The 17,234-nt window shown below is 67.5% G+C and carries 13 protein-coding genes; 4 read left to right on the top strand and 9 right to left on the bottom strand.

Translation table 11 applies throughout. From position 1 onward, the window contains the following. The first annotated feature begins 399 nt into the window (after positions 1 to 399). Positions 400 to 1,023, top strand: coding sequence for an SH3 domain-containing protein (locus tag AC07WJ_RS10755; protein WP_494934556.1), 624 nt, complete (start codon positions 400 to 402; stop codon positions 1,021 to 1,023). 42 nt (positions 1,024 to 1,065) lie between these two features. Here the strand turns inward: AC07WJ_RS10755 and AC07WJ_RS10750 are convergent, their stop codons facing one another. The 5 genes from AC07WJ_RS10750 to AC07WJ_RS10730 form a co-directional block, all read right to left on the bottom strand. Next, complete coding sequence (locus tag AC07WJ_RS10750; RefSeq protein WP_494934555.1) at positions 1,066 to 1,458, bottom strand: ribosomal maturation YjgA family protein; 393 nt, start codon at positions 1,456 to 1,458, stop codon at positions 1,066 to 1,068. A 330-nt stretch (positions 1,459 to 1,788) separates the two neighbouring features. Beyond that, positions 1,789 to 3,783 (bottom strand): RNA polymerase sigma factor RpoD, encoded by a 1,995-nt coding sequence (gene rpoD / locus AC07WJ_RS10745; protein ID WP_494934554.1) that lies wholly within the window; start codon positions 3,781 to 3,783, stop codon positions 1,789 to 1,791. Between the two features lie 224 nt (positions 3,784 to 4,007). Then, positions 4,008 to 5,948: a DNA primase gene (dnaG, locus tag AC07WJ_RS10740; protein WP_494934553.1), complete on the bottom strand. Its 1,941-nt coding sequence runs from the start codon at positions 5,946 to 5,948 to the stop codon at positions 4,008 to 4,010. Between the two features lie 78 nt (positions 5,949 to 6,026). Next, positions 6,027 to 6,785 (bottom strand): DUF2189 domain-containing protein, encoded by a 759-nt coding sequence (locus AC07WJ_RS10735; RefSeq protein ID WP_494934552.1) that lies wholly within the window; start codon positions 6,783 to 6,785, stop codon positions 6,027 to 6,029. A 245-nt stretch (positions 6,786 to 7,030) separates the two neighbouring features. Then, positions 7,031 to 7,963 (bottom strand): LysR family transcriptional regulator, encoded by a 933-nt coding sequence (locus AC07WJ_RS10730; protein ID WP_494934551.1) that lies wholly within the window; start codon positions 7,961 to 7,963, stop codon positions 7,031 to 7,033. A 137-nt stretch (positions 7,964 to 8,100) separates the two neighbouring features. Between AC07WJ_RS10730 and AC07WJ_RS10725 the strand changes: the two genes are divergently transcribed. Beyond that, positions 8,101 to 8,730: an FMN-dependent NADH-azoreductase gene (locus tag AC07WJ_RS10725; RefSeq protein ID WP_494934550.1), complete on the top strand. Its 630-nt coding sequence runs from the start codon at positions 8,101 to 8,103 to the stop codon at positions 8,728 to 8,730. 427 nt (positions 8,731 to 9,157) lie between these two features. Here AC07WJ_RS10725 and AC07WJ_RS10720 read toward each other — a convergent pair whose 3' ends face one another. The 3 genes from AC07WJ_RS10720 to AC07WJ_RS10710 all read right to left on the bottom strand — a co-directional run bounded on the left by AC07WJ_RS10720 (position 9,158) and on the right by AC07WJ_RS10710 (position 13,640). Beyond that, positions 9,158 to 10,747, bottom strand: a complete 1,590-nt coding sequence (locus AC07WJ_RS10720; RefSeq protein ID WP_494934549.1) for an ABC transporter substrate-binding protein — start codon at positions 10,745 to 10,747, stop codon at positions 9,158 to 9,160. A 138-nt stretch (positions 10,748 to 10,885) separates the two neighbouring features. Continuing rightward, a complete protein-coding gene (locus AC07WJ_RS10715; RefSeq protein WP_494934548.1) occupies positions 10,886 to 12,910 on the bottom strand; it encodes a methyl-accepting chemotaxis protein in 2,025 nt (674 codons plus the stop codon). Between the two features lie 274 nt (positions 12,911 to 13,184). Then, a complete protein-coding gene (locus AC07WJ_RS10710; protein WP_494934547.1) occupies positions 13,185 to 13,640 on the bottom strand; it encodes a molybdenum cofactor biosynthesis protein MoaE in 456 nt (151 codons plus the stop codon). 58 nt (positions 13,641 to 13,698) lie between these two features. On the opposite strand from AC07WJ_RS10710, the gene AC07WJ_RS10705 reads away from it, so the two are divergent. Together AC07WJ_RS10705 and AC07WJ_RS10700 are read left to right on the top strand one after the other, a co-directional pair. Continuing rightward, positions 13,699 to 15,273, top strand: coding sequence for a DUF1800 domain-containing protein (locus AC07WJ_RS10705; protein WP_494934546.1), 1,575 nt, complete (start codon positions 13,699 to 13,701; stop codon positions 15,271 to 15,273). A gap of 134 nt (positions 15,274 to 15,407) precedes the next feature. Beyond that, positions 15,408 to 16,556, top strand: coding sequence for a DUF1501 domain-containing protein (locus tag AC07WJ_RS10700; RefSeq protein ID WP_494934768.1), 1,149 nt, complete (start codon positions 15,408 to 15,410; stop codon positions 16,554 to 16,556). 30 nt (positions 16,557 to 16,586) lie between these two features. Here AC07WJ_RS10700 and AC07WJ_RS10695 read toward each other — a convergent pair whose 3' ends face one another. Continuing rightward, positions 16,587 to 17,201 (bottom strand): glutathione S-transferase family protein, encoded by a 615-nt coding sequence (locus AC07WJ_RS10695; protein WP_494934545.1) that lies wholly within the window; start codon positions 17,199 to 17,201, stop codon positions 16,587 to 16,589. Positions 17,202 to 17,234: the final 33 nt, after the last annotated feature.

The raw sequence follows: 17,234 nt of genomic DNA, 5'->3' as shown, positions 1-17,234 counted from the left end.
TCCGGTGACATCATCCTTGCACTGGCCATGTCTTGCCACCATCGATAGATGACGCTGAGGAACCGCAAGACGAATGGCCACAACCAGGCATTGAAGTTCTGATTTATTCGCCCCCGCCCCACCGGCGGCTGTTTCGCCCGGGCGCGGCAATGCGTGGACCGAAGCGAGACCTCGCATCCCCTGCGGCATGCCCGACAGTGGTTCGCGACGCCGGTTCCGGCTAAGATGCCGTAGCGGCGCCCCGCCCGGCGCCGGGCAGTGAAAGGAAGCATGCCCATGCGATTGCGACAGACAAGACGTCGACAGCTCGGAATAGCTGTCGCCGGCGCATTGTTCGCCGCACTGTTGTTCCCAGCCGCTGCCCAGGCGGCCGAGGCCGTCACGACGGCGGATGTCAATATGCGAGCCGGCCCCGGAACCAATTTCGGGCGGGTCGCCACACTTCCCGAGGGTGCCGGCGTCGACGTCCAGGGCTGCAACGGCAGTTGGTGCCGGGTGGTCTATCGCGGCATCGTCGGCTGGGTCTCCGGCAGCTATCTGGCGGGCCTGGACGGGGCTCCCGAGATCGCGCCGCCGGTCTATGAACCACCACCGGTCTATATCGCCCCGCCGGTCTATATCCCCGGGCCGGTCTATCAGCGGCCGCCGCATTGGCATCGGCCGCCGCCGCGTCCGCCGGGTTGGGAACGGCCGCCGGGCCGGCCACCGGGTTGGGAGCGTCCGCCAGGGGGCGGCAGGCCGCCGGGCTGGGAGCGTCCGCCAGGGGGCGGCAGGCCGCCGGGCTGGGAACGTCCGCCGGGTGGCGGCAGGCCGCCGGGCTGGGAACGTCCGCCGGGTGGCGGCAGACCGCCGGGCTGGGAGCGTCCGCCGGGTGGCGGTGGACGTCCGCCGATCGTTCAGCCGCCCGGTGGCGGCGGACGCCCGCCGGTCGTCCAGCCTCCGGTGGTGAGGCCGCCGCAGGGTGGCGGGCAGCGCCTGCCCATGCCGGGCAGCTTCACCGGCCAGCGGCCGCAGCAGAATTGACGATAGGCGCGGCCGGAACCTTGGTTCCGGCCGCGCGCTTTTTTACGCCCGTCGCACAACAAGGCGATCCAGCACGGCCGCCGGCGCGATGCCGATGAGATAGGCGGCAATGTCGGCCCAGGCGAAGTAGCGCCCGAGCAGCAGCACGCCGATCCGCGTGCTGCGAAACTGGTCGAGCCAGCCGATATGGATCAACTGGCTGAATTCCCCGCCGATCGCCACCAGGGCGGCCAACCCGGCCGCAACCGCCGGATGCGCTTTCGGCGTGAGCATGGCGACGAGCCAATAGACCATGCCACCCCACAGGATCGAGCCGGCATATTTGGCGTAGAACGGCGACAGGCCGAGCATCGGCGAGCGGCAGGCGAGCCCGGCCGCGATCGTCACGATGGCCAGGGCGGCGTAGAGAAGGCGCGGCGAGCGAAGCAATGACATCTCCGGGTCACGAAAGCGCGCCGGGTCCTGCGTGAGACCACGGCCGCGTCGTGGTGTCTTGGATTGAAACCATGGTCACCGGACGGCGAAGTCCGGCTCAGCCCGCCACATATCGAGATCGGCGACCTGGCCTGCGACCGGCGCCGCGACCGCCTCGCCGCGATCCCTTGGCCTGAAGTCGCGCAGGAAACGAGCCGGCGCGATAGCCTCACCCCAGGCGCGCACCGGCCTCGGGCCGCGCGGATCCGGCATAAGACAATGCCCGGCACGAGGGCCGGGCATTGGGAAATGGACAGGCGCCGGGAAAACCCCGGTGAAGCGCAGCGCCGGTCAGTTGTCGAGGAACGACCTGAGCTTGCGCGAGCGCGAGGGGTGCTTCAGCTTCCTGAGCGCCTTGGCCTCGATCTGGCGGATACGCTCGCGGGTCACCGAGAACTGCTGGCCGACCTCTTCGAGGGTGTGGTCGGTGTTCATGCCGATGCCGAAGCGCATGCGCAGCACGCGCTCCTCGCGCGGGGTGAGCGAGGCCAGAACCCGCGTGGTGGTTTCACGCAGGTTCGACTGAATGGCCGCGTCGATCGGCAGTATGGCGTTCTTGTCCTCGATGAAATCGCCGAGATGCGAATCCTCCTCGTCGCCGATCGGCGTCTCCAGGCTGATCGGTTCCTTGGCGATCTTCAGGACCTTGCGCACCTTTTCCAGGGGCATGCCGAGCTTTTCGGCCAGCTCCTCCGGGGTCGGCTCGCGGCCGATCTCGTGCAGCATCTGGCGCGAGGTGCGGACGATCTTGTTGATCGTCTCGATCATGTGCACGGGAATGCGGATGGTGCGGGCCTGATCGGCGATCGATCGGGTGATCGCCTGCCGGATCCACCAGGTGGCATAGGTCGAGAACTTGTAGCCGCGGCGATATTCGAACTTATCGACCGCCTTCATCAGGCCGATATTGCCCTCCTGGATCAGATCCAGGAACTGCAGGCCGCGATTGGTGTATTTCTTGGCGATCGAGATGACCAGGCGCAGGTTGGCCTCGACCATTTCCTTCTTGGCCTGGCGCGCCTCGCGCTCGCCCTTCTGCACCATCTGGACGATCTTGCGGAACTCGCCGATCTCCAGGGCGGTTTCGGTCGCCAGCGCCTGAATCTCGGCGCGGATCTCCTTCACCGTGTCCTTCTCGGAGGCGACGAAGTCCTTCCAGCCGCGGGCGCCGAGCGAAGCGACGCGGCGGATCCAGTTCGGATCGAGTTCCGAGCCCTGATATTCCTTCAAGAACGACAGGCGGTCGACGCCATAGCTCTCGGCCAGGCGCAGGAGCCTGCCCTCATAACCGACCAACCGCTTGTTGATGTCGTAGAGCTGCTCGACCAGCGCGTCGATGCGCGCCTGGTTGAGGGACAGCGACTTGACGTGCAGCACCAGGTCTTCCGAGAGCTTCTTGGCCCGGCGTTCCTGGCTCGGCGACAGCTTGGTGTCGTTCAGCCGGTTCTCGACGTTCTGGTCCTGCAGCCGGCGCAGCTTCTTGTACTCGTCGGCGATCATGTCGAAGATCTCGAGGACCTTCGGCTTCAGTTCCGCTTCCATGGCGGCGAGCGACACGGCATTTTCCATGTCGTCTTCGTCGAGATCGCTCTCGGTGACGCCCGGCGGCAGGCCGTCGACCTCGCCTTCCGGCGCGATCGGAGCTTCGCCCTCGGTCACGACCGGCGCGTTCTTGGCATCCGGTCCGGCATAGGTCGCTTCGAGATCGATGATGTCGCGAAGGTAGATCTTGCCTTCGTTCAGCTCGTCGCGCCAGATGATGATGGCCTGGAAGGTCAGCGGGCTCTCGCACAGGCCAGCGATCATGGCCTCGCGGCCGGCCTCGATGCGCTTGGCGATGGCGATTTCGCCTTCGCGCGACAACAGCTCCACCGAGCCCATTTCGCGCAGGTACATGCGCACCGGATCGTCGGTGCGGTCGAGCGGCTCGGAGGCGCGTTCGGACTTGACGACCGCCCGCGACGAGGCTTCCGTCATCTCGGTATCGGCTTCGTCGGCCTCGTCGGCCGCCGGCGCCTCGCCCTCGCCTTCCTCGGCATTGTCCTCATTGTCGACGACATTGATGCCCATCTCACTGAGCATCGCATTCATGTCCTCGATCTGGTCCGAGGTGAACGAGGCAGCAGGCATCACCGCGTTGATTTCGTCGATGGTCACATAGCCGCGCTTCTTGGCGCGCTTGATCATCGCACGGACACCGGCATCGGAGAGATCGAGGAGCGGGCTGTCGGGAGCCTCGGTCTCCTGATCCGCGCCTTCCGTTTTCTCGGTTGCCTTCGTTGCCATTTCGTCGTCCATCGCTCGCCGGGGGTGCTGACCCCGCATGGCGCGTCGGGGTGGGTTCAAGGCCCGCCGCAACGCCAAAAAAGGGGCGGCGCTCGCCTGGAGCGCGCCCCGACCGCTAGTGATTCGCTACCCTTAAGGCCTCTGTCCTTAAGCCCTCATGAACCATGACCCGCCGCCTCGTCTCCGCTGCGCGGTCCTGCCCGTCCTCTTGCATGCACGCTTGCTCATCCCGACCGATTTCCCCGTCCGGACGAATGGCCGAACCCCTCGATCAGGGCTTCGGTGCCGGAGAGCTCCGCTTCACGACGTTTGACGTCGATCAGCCAGCGCTCATTCGCTTCGGTGGGGTCCTCGCCGAAGGCACGCTCGGCATCCCTGATTTCCTTAATTAGCGCTTGCATCTTGCGATGCAAGGTCAGGAGTTGGCCGAAGGTGACTTCGACGTCGATTCTTGCCGCGCCCGGCATGGCGCCCCAGACGGCCCCGGTGGTCACAATGGCGCGGATTTGCTGGATTAGCGTGGCATGCCCGCGTGCCATCAGCGCAGATGCATAGGCTACCTGCTCTCCCTCGACGCCGTGCGCATGCACTTCCAACAAGGCAACTTTGAGGCTTTCCGCCTGCGGATGACGGAAATCGAGCGCGGCAATATCCTCTTCCGCGCCGTCGATCAACCAGGGATGGTTGATGAGCGCGGTCAGGATCAGCGACTCGCGCAGCGGCATCGACGCCCTGGGACCGCGCACCAGCGCCGAATTGGCGAGCGAGGGCGACGGCCGATGGTCGGGCACCGCGAAACCGCCCTGGCCGAAGCCGCCCTTCCCGCCGAACCCGCCCTGCCCGCGAAAACCGTTCTGCGATCCGCCCTTGGCCGGTCCGCGCCGGTCGCGCTGCTGCGGCCGGAACAGGTCGGACAGCCGGCCGAACACGTCGTCGCGATAGTGCCGCCGGACGTTCTCGTCGCCAATGGTGGCGACCACCTCGGTAAAGCGCGCCTCCAGAGCGGCGCGCTTCTCCGGCGTGCCGAACACGCCCGCCTCGGTCTCGCGCTGCCACAGCACCGAGGCGAGAGGCAAGGCCCGCTCCAGCACGGCATCGATCGCCTCGCGGCCGGACGAGCGGATCAGGTCGTCGGGATCCTGGCCCTCGGGCAGGCTGGCGAACATCAGGCTGCGGCCGGGTTTGAGATGCGGCAGCGCGATATCGACGGCGCGATAGGCGGCGCGCCGGCCGGCCTTGTCGCCGTCGAACAGCAGGATCGGCTCCGGCGCCATGCGCCACAGGAGCTCGAGCTGGCCTTCGGTCAGTGCCGTGCCGAGCGGCGCCACCGTCTCGCCGAGGCCCGCCATGACCATGGCGATGACGTCGACATAACCCTCGACCGCGATGACCCGGTTGGTCTTGTGGCTCGGCTCGCGGGCACCGTAGGCGTTGTAGAGCAGCGAACCCTTGTGGAAGAGGTCGGTTTCCGGCGAGTTCAGATATTTCGCCGGGACATCCTTTTCCATGGCGCGGCCGCCAAAAGCCACCACCCGGCCGCGCAGGTCGGTGATCGGGAACATCACGCGGTCGCGGAACCGGTCCCATGGAACCGGAATGTCGTCGCCGTGCACCAGCAGGCCCGCCGCGATCATGTCGTTGACCGGCACGCCCTTGGCGCCAAGATGTTCCTTCAGCGCGAAGCGCTCCGCCGGTGCATAGCCGATGCGGAACTTCACCTGGGTCTGCGGCCCCAGGGCCCGGCCGGCGAGATAGCCGCGCGCCTTGGCCCCCAGGCGATCCTGCAGCTGCGCCTCGAAGAATTTCGCGGCGAGCTCCAGCACCTCGTAGAGGCTCTTGGCCTTCTCGGCGCGCTGGACCTCCTCGACCGTCACCTTCGGCATGGGCACGCCGGCAAGCGACGCCAGTTGCTCGACCGCCTCGGGAAAGGACAGCCCCTCGGTCTCGATCACGAAGCTGAACTGGTCGCCATGCTTGCCGGACGAGAAGCAGTGATAGAAGCCCTTCTGATCATTGACATAAAAGGACGGCGTCTTCTCGGCGTTGAACGGCGAGAGCCCACGCCATTCGCGTCCCTGCTTCTTCAATTTGACGCGTTTTCCCACCACCTCCGACACGGGGAGGCGTTGCCGGATCTCGTCCAGGAATGACGGCGGAAAACGCATGGGCGTGTCTTAGCACCTCTCGCGCCGAAACGAAGCGGCCTTTGAAAAAGGCCGCCTCGGAACCGCCGACAGGCGGCCTCAGCGCGCGATCACCTTGCGGTAGAGGTGCCAGGTGGCATGGCCGAGCACCGGCATGACGATGGCCAGGCCGACCAGTGCCGGGATCGAGCCGAGCACCAGGAGGCCGGCGACGATCAGCCCCCAGAGCGCCATCGTGCCCGGATTGGCCTTCACCGCCTGCAACGAGGTGCGTATGGCGGTGGTGGCGTCGACATTGCGATCGAGCAGCAAGGGGAAGGAGATCACCCCGATCATCAAGGTGACCACGGCAAAGACGAAACCGATGGCGTTGCCGATCACGATGAGCGTCCAGCCGGTCCGGCTGGTGAAGATCTCGCGGAAGAAATCGATCGGATCGCGCGGCACCTCGTCGCCGAACATGCTGCGATAGAGAATCAGCGCCACGCCGAGCCAGACCAGGAACAGCACCATCAGCACCCCGCCGAGCTCGGCGATCGCCGCCCGCGACGGCGAATGCAGCACGTCGAAGGCGTGCCGCCAGGAGGTGTCGAGCCCCTGCTCGCGCCGCCGGCTGATCTCATAGAGGCCGATCGCCGCGAAGGGACCGATCAGCGCGAAGCCGGCCGCCAGCGGAAACAGCATCGGCAAGACGTCGAAGCCGACCGCCAGCCGGCCGAGATAAAGGCCGGCAATGGGATAGATCAGGCACAGGAACAGAAGATGGCTGGGCATGGCCCAGAAATCGTCCAGCCCCTTCCTGAGGGCGTCTTTCAGATCCGCCGGGCCGATATGGAGAATGGTCGGCGGCGCTGCCAAGGCAATAACCGGCGCGGGGCCGCCATCGGCCCGCGGACGCAGGGATTTCGGAGTAAGTGCACGTGCTCTAGCCATGTTGCATCACCCGATCTGGAGGCCGTTCAGGCCGTTCCTGCACTCTGGCGATGCGGTCATTCATATCCGCTGCCGCCAGCGTCGAGCCTGAACTCGGTATCACGGGTTGTACACCGACACGCGGCGCTTGTCGCCTCCGGAGAGCACACGATGCCTGAGCTCGGCCCGGCTCAGCCCGTCGCCTGCAGGACTTCCGTGCACTCCCTCATCAGGCGCGGATATTCCTTGACGATGTGGTCGATCAGCGCCCGCACCGCCGGCAACAGGCCCTGGCGGGTCGTGAACACCAGGTGGATCGTGCCCATCGGCGCGGTCCAATCGGGCAGGATGCGGGTCAGCGTACCGGCGCTGATGGCGTCGTCGGCCACCTGTTCCGGCAGCAGGGCGACACCGATGCCGTCGATCGCGGCATGTTTCAGCACCATGAAGCTGGAACTGCTGATGCGCGGCTCATGGTCGACCTGGACCGTGCGCCCGTCCGGCCCGGTCAGATGCCAGCTGTCCTGGACGACCTGCTCGGTCGACGACAGCGTCGGCACCTGACCCAGCCTGTCGATGCCGATGCCGCCGCCATGGCGCGCGATGAAATCCGGGCTCGCCACCAGCACCAGCCGGCTCTGGCCGAGCACCCGCATGGTCAGGTTCGGGTCGGTGTCGAGCCGGGTCCGGACCCGCAAGGCGATATCGACGCGCTCTTCGATCAGGTCGACCCGTCGATTGGACACGAGCATCTGCACCCTTACGTCCGGATAGCGCTTCAGGAAGGCCGGCAGCATCCGCGCCATCAGGCCCTGGGCGACATCCGGCGGGCAGGCCAGTCTGACGGTGCCGCGCGGCTCGGCGCGCGCCTTGGCGACCAGCGCTTCGGCAACCTCGACGCCGGCCAGCACCTGCTGGCATTGCTCGTAGAATTCCTGGCCGAGATCGGTGACCTGAAACCGCCGGGTCGAACGCTCGATCAGCCGGACGCCGAGCCGCGCCTCGAGCCGCGCGACATGTTTGCTCAGCTTGGACTTGGGAATGCCGAGGATCCGGCCGGCCGGCGAAAAGCCCTTGTGCTGGACCACCGCGGCAAACAGGTAGAGATCGTTCAAGTCCTGCATGGGCCTGGGCTCCGCGTTTCAATGGCTGCTCAGCGTTTCCAAATCGAAACGATCAGTTCGAATTTCGCCGACTTCAGCATTTTTGTTCTCAATATATATCGGGTGTCCAACGTCTTACCGCCACAAGGACACCTGCCATGAAGCTCCTGCACATCGATTCCGGCATTCTCGGCGACTATTCCGTCTCGCGCCGCCTGACCGCCGCGTTGGTCCAGCGCCTCAAGACCGAGCATCCGGGCCTCGAGGTCACCTATCGCGATCTCGCCGCCGATCCGATCGCGCACCTGTCGGGGGCCTATCTGTCGGCCCAGTCGGTCGACCCGAGCCAGCACGGCGCCGACCTGCAGAAGGACTTGGCCGCCGGTGGCCGCGCGCTCGAGGAGTTCCTCGCCGCCGACATCGTCGTGGTCGGCGCGCCCATGTACAATTTCGCCATTCCCTCGCAGTTGAAGGCCTGGCTCGACCGCGTCGCCGTATCCGGCAAGACCTTCCGCTACACCGAGAAGGGCCCCGAGGGCCTCGCCGGTGCCAAGAAGGTCATCGTCGCCTCTTCGCGCGGCGGCATCTACAGCGCCGGCTCGCCCGCGGCGGCCCTCGATCACCAGGAGAACTACCTGCGCACGATCTTCGGCTTCTTCGGCGTCACCGACCTCGAGTTCGTCCGCGCCGAGGGCGTCAATATCAGCCCGGAGAAGAAGCAGGAAGCGATCGCCGCCGCCGAGCGCGACATCGCCCAGCGCCCGATCGCCCTGCCGCAGGCGGCGTGATCAAGAGCGGAAGTCCCTTTCGCTGAACCGATGTAAAAGAGCGCCACCTCCCCCTCCCGGGGGCGTCGGATGCGCGCATCTGAAAAATGACCGTGCATTCAATTGCTTGCGCGGCCGCCCCGCGGTCTTCGACACCTCGCGGGAGAACCACCGCCCCACCTCGCCCCGGCGGGGAGAGGTCGACCTTGAGCGCAGCGAAAGGTCGGGAGAGGGGGTGCCGCGCTCGCTGAGAAGTCGCCATGCGAAGCGCACAAAAGCTTGTTCTGGACACTCAAATCCCCCTCTCCCGCCGCTGACGCGGCGACCTCCCCGCTGGGGGAGGTAAGAGTGGCGCTTCAAGCGGCTCTCCGAACCGGGGCGAAGCCGAGAGTTGGCGCCTGCCCAGGCGTGACAGCCCGGCACTCCAAAACCGTCACGCCCCCTCGCCTCAACCCCGCTTGACGTTCCAGAATACCGGATTGCCGTTCAGCACGCCGGTCAGGTTGCTGCGGAACGACGTCGGGAAGAACCGCTGGCCGAGCGGCACATAGGGCACCTCCTGGAAGGCCAGCGTCTGGATACGCCGCGCGATGTCCTGCTGCGCGGCGAGATCCGGCGCCCTGAACCAGTCGTCGCGCAAGGTCTCGAGCCCGGGGACGGTCGGCCAGCCCGGTCCGGCGGAGCGGCCATTGGCGCGCAGGAAGGCATGGCCCGCCGGCGTGAACATGTCGGTGCCGCTCCAGAACGTGTGATAGACGTTCCAGCCACCCTGCTCGACCGGTTCGGTCTTGGCGCGCCGCTGCACCAGCGTGCCCCAGTCGCTCAGTTGGTAATCGACATTGAAGCCCATCTTCTGCAACAGGTCGACGCCGATATCGGAGAGGGCCCTGGAGGCCGCGATGTCGGAAGCACCGAGGACCACGACCTTCTCACCCTTGTAGCCGGCCGCGGCGATCGCCTGCTTGGCCTGGCCGATGTCGCGCGGCCGGGTCAGCACCTCCATGCCGGCGTCATTGGCCAGCGGCGTGCCCGGGCAGAAGATGCCGACACCGTCCTTCCAGAGATCGCGTTCGCTGGTCTGGCCCTGCATGAACTCGGCCTGCGAGGTGAAGCTCAGCACCGCCCGGCGCAGTGCGGGATTGTCGAACGGCGGCACCAGGTGGTTGAGCCGCATGGTCGAGATCCAGCCGGTCGGATCGATCACCTTGGTGGTGACGTCGCGCAAGCGCCTGACGGCCGGGAGCAGATCGGCGTCGGGTGTGTACCACCAGTCGATCTCGCCGTTGCGGATGGCCCCCAGCACCGTGTTGGGATCCGGCATGATGCGCCATTCGACGCGCTCGAAATGGGCGACCTTCGGGCCGGCCGACCAGTCCGGCGTCCCCGTCGCGCGCGGCACGTATTCGGCGAAACGCTGATAGGCCATCAGCGCCCCGGGCACCCGTTCGGCGGTGAGGAATTTATAGGGCCCGGAACCGACCATTTCGGTGATCCGCTCGGTCGGCGAGGTCACCGCCAGCCGCTCGGGCATGATCGCGCACATGCTGGGCGAGGACTTGCCGAGCGCGTCGGGCAGCAAGGGGAACGGATATTTCAGCCGGAACCGGATGGTCTTGTCGTCGGGCGCCGACAGCTCGTCGGTCGCCGCCATCAACGCCTGGCCGAAGGCGTCGCGCGCACCCCAGCGCCTGATGCTCGCGACGCAGTCGCGCGCCAGCACCGCCGAGCCGTCATGGAATTTCAGGCCGGCGCGCAGCGTCAGGGTCCACAGCTTGCCGTCATCGCCGGTCAGGGCGCCTTCCAGCATCTGCAGCGACATGCGATACTGGCCGTCCATGCCGAACAGCGTGTCGAACACCAGGAAGCCGTGGTCGCGCGTCGGATAGGTCGTGGTCCAGACCGGGTCGAGCACCGCGACATCGGTCTGCGGTACGAATTTCAGCACATTGGCGCCTTGCGCGAGGCCGACGGCCGGTGCCGCCAGCAGCGCCGCGGCGCTGCCCAGCAAATGACGGCGGTTCAAAGTCGTGACGGCCATGCGGCGCTCCCCTCGGCGATCCGTTTCAATCCGGTACGGTCAACAGTGGTGGTGCGGCGGCGGACTTGTAAAGCCGACAAGCCGCCGCGCCCCCTTCAGGCGAGCACGACCGAGCCACGGCCGCGCCCGCCCGGGTCTTCAGGCCGCGCGCACAGTGGCCAGGAATTTGTCGACCTCGCCGCGCAGGATCCCGCTCTGCCTGGACAATTCGCCTGCCGATCCCAGAACCTCGCTCGAGGCCACGCTCGATTCTCCGGCGGCGCGGGTCACACCGGCAATGTTCGAAGAGACCTCCTGGGTCCCATAGGCCGCCTGCTGGACGTTGCGGGCGATCTCGCGGGTGGCGGCGCCCTGCTCCTCGACCGCGGAGGCGATGCCGGCGGCAATCGTGTTCATCCGCTGGATGATGCCGGCGATCTCGGCGATCGCCGTGGCGGAATCGCTGGTCGAGGTCTGGATATCCGCGATCTGCGCCCCGATCTCGCTGGTCGCCTTGGCGGTCTGCTCGGCGAGGTTCTTGACCTCGGCGGCGACCACCGCGAAGCCGCGGCCGGCCTCGCCCGCGCGGGCCGCCTCGATCGTGGCGTTGAGCGCCAGGAGATTGGTCTGGCCGGCGATGCTGCTGATCAGTTCGACAATGGCGCCGATCTTGGTCGCCGCCTGCGCCAGCCGCTCGACCTTGGCGGTGGTCGCCTTGGCGCTGGTTTCGGCCTCCGCCGCGATCCGCGCCGAATCCGACACCTGCCGGCTGATCTCCTCGACCGAACCGGACAACTGATCGGTGGCGGCCGACACCGACCGGACATTGGCCGAGGCCTCTTCCGACGCATTGGCCACGACCACCGACTGGTTGGAGGTTTCCTCAGCCGCGGCCGACATGGTCTGGGCCGCCGACTGCAGCTGGGTCGCCGCCGACGAAACCGCGGTGACGATACCGCCGACGGCAGCCTCGAACGTGTCGGCCATGGCGGACATCATCACCGACTTGTCGGCCTCCGCCCGCGCCTTGGCGGCTGCCTGCTCCCGTTCCAGGGCCTGCTTGGCCAGCGCGTTGTCCTTGAACACCTGGACCGCCGAAGCCATGCGGCCGATCTCGTCGACCCGCCCGGTGCCGGGCACCACGACCGAGGTGTCGCCATGGGCGAGCGTCTCCATGGCGCCGGTCATGCCGTTGATCGGCCTGATCACACCGAGGGAGGAATAGACTGTCGTCCCGACCAGCACGAGGACAACGAACAGCCCCAGCCCGAGACCGATCGCGGCGGCCTGCGCCGCTTGGGCCTCGGCATCCTGCTTGGCCGCGGCCGCCGACTGCTGGAGCACGCCGACCGTCGTGGCGACCAGTTCGGCTGCGGCGATGCCTTGCGGCGTGGTGCGCTCGGCGATGATCTTGTTCTTGGTATCCTCGGCGGTGGTCGCGGCCTTGGTATGGGCGATGAAACGATTTGCCGCGGCGATCAGCACGTCGACCGCGTCGGCGACGGATTTCTCGGTGGCCCGGTTGCGCGCCTCGCGCGCGGAGGCGACGATGCGCAGCGACGCACGGGTCATCGCCATCTGCTGCGCGACCTCGCCGGTCGCGATGAAACGCCAGGAGGCCGCGCGCGCCGCGTCGAATGCCGAATTGGCGGCGCGCAGATCGATCTCCGCCTCGGTGCTGTCGGTCATGGCGGTGAAGGCAGGCGAGGCCAGAAGCCTGTCATAGGTCCGCTGCCAGGTCGTCGTTCCCTCGTTGCGCAAGGCGATCTCGGCCAGATTGCCCCTTTGCACGGTCACCATCTCGCGCACCGAGCCGGCATAGGTCGCATAGGCGGCCTTCAGCTTGGCGAATGCGTCCTGGCTTTCCGGCGCCGTTGCCGTCCTCAACGTTGCGTCGATATCCGCCAGGCTCTCGGTCAGGACGGTTTCCAGTCGCTTGACCGATGTCTCGAACTCGTCGGCGGTCCGGCTCAGCCGTACATCACGCACCGCGACCTGCGTCCGCCGGATGTCGGAATCGACGCCGAGCGCCGCGACGGTCAGCGACTGCTGCTTGTCGGCGACAGCCTGCAATTCGGCGATCGCGCCATTGCTGATCCGCTGGTTCAGGATCAGGCCGCCGACCAACAGGACGCCCAGCCCGGACAAAGCCATGAGCTTGGTACCGATACGGAATTTCATCATGTCCGGGAATCTCGCCAGCGGGCTTGCGGCAAGGCCGGCAGAAGCCGACCGCCTCGGCCGCAGACTTGGATGTCAGCGTGAATATTTCGCTAACGCCGCAGCGCCGAAACGCGACGCATGCGGGCCTCCGGCAACGACGGCGCATTCAGCGGCATCACCGAACGGACTTTGCTCAGGCGCTGGGCAGTTTCGGCATCCGCGGGTTCTTTTCGGGGCATCCGCATTGCGCCTCATGCACGGCAGCGATGTGCCGATATCGTAGCGGCGCGCCAGCCTAACCTGCGGTCCAGCGCCCCGCGGCACCGTCGTCATCCGCCTTGGCCGCGACCCAGCCGGCACCCGACGCCTTTTCCTCGAATTTCCAGAACGGCGCCCGGGTCTTCAGGTAGTCCATCAGGAACTCGGCCGCCCGGAAGGCCGCCTCGCGATGCACCGACAAGGTCACCACCAGGACGATATTGTCGCCCGGCTCCATCCGGCCGTGGCGATGGATGATCAGCACGTCCTGCAGCGGCCAGCGGTCGCGCGCCTCCGCCTCGATGCGCGACAGTTCCGCCAGCGCCATGGCCTCGTAGGTCTCGATGGTCATGGCGCCGATCGTCTCCGCGCCAGTCGTGCCGCGGCAAAGCCCGGCGAAGGTGACCACCGCGCCGACATCCGGGCGGCCCGCAGTGAGCCGCCTGACCTCCGCTCCCTGATCGAAATCCTCGCGCTGGACCCTGACGGCCATCGGCATCTCCTTGGGCTTCCTTCACGTAGCAAGCCGGAGCCGGTTCCGCGAGAGCAGAGTGGAATTCGGCAAGGCGGCGGAACGTGCTCTGGTCATGATGCCGTCGTTCAGGCATCAGACAGTTAGTCTCGCTTATGATGAACCGGGACATCGAACCAGGCCGGACTCAGGGGAGCCGCTAATGGCGATACCGCGTCTTGATCCTGCCCGCCTGGCTTTGGCGCGCTTCGGCCTCGGCATTTCCGCCGGCCAGAGCCAGGCAGACCTGAACGCCATTGCGCGCGACCCGCGCGGGGCGCTGATCGCCGACCTGGCGGCTCCCGAGCGGCCGCTCGCCGGAGACCTCAAGACCTCCGACGAGGCGGGAGCGATCCTGCGCGCCATACAGGCCGAGCGCCAACAGGCGCGCGCCGCGCAGGCTCCCGCGGCCAATCCGGCCCCGCCGATGGCCGCGACACCCGCGCCGCCCGCAACCGGCGGCGCGGCGCCGATGCCCGCGGGCCCGCCCGCCGCCACGCCTCCGGTCGCGCCGACACCGCTGGAGTTGCTGATCCGCGCCGAATTCACCGCCCGCTATCTGCGCGCCTGCGAGCCTGTCCTTGGCCTGCGCGAGCGGCTCGTCTGGTTCTGGTCGAACCATTTCTGCATTTCCATGGACAAGGGCGGCATGGTCCGCGCCATGGCCGGCGCCTATGAACGAGAGACCATCCGGCGGCACCTGGACGGCAATTTCGCCTCCATGCTGATGGGCTCGGTGCGCCATCCCGCCATGCTCGTCTATCTCGACAACGGACGCTCGATCGGTCCGAACTCGCCGGCCGGCAAGCGACAACAGCGGGGCCTGAACGAGAATCTCGCCCGCGAAATCCTGGAGCTGCATACGCTCGGCGTGCGCACCGGCTACAGCCAGGACGACGTCACCGCCTTCGCCAATGTCCTGACCGGCTGGACCATGGGCAATCCAGGCGACCCGGATGCCTTGCCGTTCCGGTTCCGCTTCAATCCGCGCACCCATGAGCCCGGCGCCAAGACCGTGCTCGGCAAGAGCTACCCGGAAGGCGAGGAAGGCGGCCTGCGCCTGCTCGACGATCTCGCGCGCCATCCGGCGACCGCGCGCCACATCGCGGCCAAGCTCACCCGCCACTTCCTCGCCGACGAGCCGCCGGCGGAGGTCGTCGCCAAGGTCGAGCAGGCCTTCCTTGCCAGTGGCGGCGACCTGCCGGCGACCATGCGCGCGCTGATCGAAACGCCCGAAGCCCTGGAGATGCCCGCCACCAAGCTGCGCCAGCCGTTCGAATGGGTCGTCGCCTTGCATCGCGGCCTCGGGCTCGCGCCCGACCTGCAGCGTTTCCAGCGCGCGCTGACCGTCCTCGGCCAGCCGACCTGGCGTGTGCCCTCGCCGCAAGGTTTCGCGACGGAAAGCGCGCCCTGGATGGATGGCCTCGTGCAGCGCGTCGATATCGCGCATCTGTTCGTCCGCGCGGCGCAGGTCGGCGGCTCGCCGGTCCCGATCGCCGAGCTGCTGCTCGGTCCCGCCATGAGCCCGGAGACCCGCGAGGCGATCCAGCGCGCCGAGACGCCCCAGCAGGGGCTGACCATCGCGCTCATGTCGCCGGAATTCCTGCGGAGGTGACGATGCCCAAGGCGTTTTCGATCCGGTCCGGCGGCAGCACGGGCGACGACCGTGCGGCCTCGCCGCTTGACGCCCATCACCATTGCGAGAGCCGCCTGGACCTGTCCCGGCGCGCCTTTCTCGGCACCACCGGCATGCTGTTCGCCTGGGCCGCCGCGCCGAAGCTGGCGCGCGCAGAAGGCCGCGATCCACGCCTGCTCGTCGTCGTGCTGCGCGGCGCGCTCGACGGATTGTCCTTCGCGGCTCCCCTCGCCGACCCCGCCTATGCGGGTCTGCGCGGCGCCATCGCGCTTCAGGCCGCGGGCGACAATGCGGCGCGCCCGCTCGACGGCTTCTTCGCCCTGCATCCGGCCATGCCGCAACTGCATGCGCTCTATCAGGCGAAACAGGCGCTCATCGTTCATGCGGTGGCGAGCCCCTATCGCGAAAGGTCGCATTTCGACGGCCAGGATCTGCTGGAAAGCGGCACCGAAAAGCTCGGCTTCCATGAATCCGGCTGGCTGAACCGCGCGCTGGAGACGCTGGCGCCGGGCGATCGCATCATCAGGCGGCCGGCTGTCGGCATCGGCCCCCTGGTGCCGCTGGTCGCACGCGGCCGGGCCCCGGTCATGGCCTGGCAGCCCCAGACGCTGCCGCCGGCCGGCGACGATCTGAGCAACCGGCTGATCGCGCTCTATCGCCACACCGACCCGGCGCTTGCCGAAATCCTGGAGCGGCGCGCCGATCGCGATATCGGCAAGGTCACCACCGACGGCGCGCGCCGGCAGGCCGCCTATGTCGTCCAGGCGATCGGCGGCGCCGCGTCCTTTCTCGCCCGGCCCGACGGGCCGCGGGTCGGCGCGCTGGCGCTCGACGGCTTCGACACCCATGCCAATGAAGGCGGCGCCACCGGCCAGCTCGCCAACCGGCTCGCCGCCATCGACCAGGCATTGGGCGAGGCCAGGACCACGCTGGGCCCGGCCTGGAACGAAACCGCCATCGCCTTCATCACCGAATTCGGCCGCACCGCGCGGGTCAACGGCACCGAGGGGACCGACCACGGCACGGCCACCGTCGCGCTGCTCGCCGGCGGCGCGGTCAAGGGCGGACGAGTGATCGCCGACTGGCCGGGCCTGGCCCCCGCCGATCTGCATGAAGGCCGCGACCTCAAGGCCACCACCGATCTGCGCGCCGTGCTCAAGGGCGTGCTCAGGGACCATCTCGCCGCCGATCCCAGGCAGCTTGCCGAAATCGTGTTTCCCGGCAGCCTGGCGGTCAGGCCGATGGACGGCCTGATCGGCTGATCCGGGACGCCGGCTTCACGGCAGCCTGCCTCAGGGGCGCCAGTCCATGTCGACATGGCCGGGCATGGCCGCGATCCTGCCGATCCAGGCGGCGACCGCCGGAAAGGCCTGCAGGTTGAGGTCGGCCTCCTCGGCCAGATGCGTGTTGGCGTAGAGCGCGATGTCGGCGAGCGTGAAACTGTCGCCGGCGATGAAGGGATGGCGCCGGAGCTGGTCCTCCATGCGCGCCAGCGCGCCTTCCGCCTGTTCCATCCAGTCGTCGATCAGGTCGCGCTTCAGTTCGCGTCCACCCGGGATCAGCGTCATCCAGAAACGGGCTTCCCCGATCGAGGGATGATGCGAGTTCTGCTCGAAAAACATCCACTGCATCATGCGGGCGCGGGCGATCTTGTCTTCCGGAACGAACCGCGTGCCCTCACCCAGGAACAGCAGGATGGCATTCGATTCGATCAGCACGGTGCCGTCGTCCAGTTGCAGCACCGGCACCCGCCCCCGCGGGTTCAAGGTCAGGAATTCCGGCGTGCGGGTATCGCCGCGGCGGATATCGACGTCCTTCAGGACGAAAGCCTGGCCAAGATGGGCGAGCGCGAGGCGCACTTTGTAGCAATTGGCCGAGCGCTGCATGGCATGGAGGGTCAAGGTCATGACGTTCGATATACCGAACGTTGTGGCGGAAGT

It is taken from the genome of Phreatobacter sp. GW821-FHT04C01 (assembly GCF_059420385.1).
The sequence above is the reverse complement of the archived record's forward strand: the minus strand, read 5'-3'. Positions and strand labels throughout refer to the sequence as shown.

Excerpts from the sequence above, each read along its gene's own strand:
- AC07WJ_RS10720 (WP_494934549.1), bottom strand. The coding sequence starts at position 10,747 with ATGGCCGTCACGACTTTGAACCGCCGTCATTTGCTGGGCAGCGCCGCG.
- AC07WJ_RS10730 (WP_494934551.1), bottom strand. The coding sequence starts at position 7,963 with ATGCAGGACTTGAACGATCTCTACCTGTTTGCCGCGGTGGTCCAGCAC.
- AC07WJ_RS10700 (WP_494934768.1), top strand. The coding sequence starts at position 15,408 with ATGCTGTTCGCCTGGGCCGCCGCGCCGAAGCTGGCGCGCGCAGAAGGC.
- dnaG (WP_494934553.1), bottom strand. The coding sequence starts at position 5,948 with ATGCGTTTTCCGCCGTCATTCCTGGACGAGATCCGGCAACGCCTCCCC.
- rpoD (WP_494934554.1), bottom strand. The coding sequence starts at position 3,783 with ATGGCAACGAAGGCAACCGAGAAAACGGAAGGCGCGGATCAGGAGACC.
- AC07WJ_RS10710 (WP_494934547.1), bottom strand. The coding sequence starts at position 13,640 with ATGGCCGTCAGGGTCCAGCGCGAGGATTTCGATCAGGGAGCGGAGGTC.
- AC07WJ_RS10715 (WP_494934548.1), bottom strand. The coding sequence starts at position 12,910 with ATGATGAAATTCCGTATCGGTACCAAGCTCATGGCTTTGTCCGGGCTG.
- AC07WJ_RS10695 (WP_494934545.1), bottom strand. The coding sequence starts at position 17,201 with ATGACCTTGACCCTCCATGCCATGCAGCGCTCGGCCAATTGCTACAAA.
- AC07WJ_RS10755 (WP_494934556.1), top strand. The coding sequence starts at position 400 with ATGCGAGCCGGCCCCGGAACCAATTTCGGGCGGGTCGCCACACTTCCC.
- AC07WJ_RS10725 (WP_494934550.1), top strand. The coding sequence starts at position 8,101 with ATGAAGCTCCTGCACATCGATTCCGGCATTCTCGGCGACTATTCCGTC.
- AC07WJ_RS10750 (WP_494934555.1), bottom strand. The coding sequence starts at position 1,458 with ATGTCATTGCTTCGCTCGCCGCGCCTTCTCTACGCCGCCCTGGCCATC.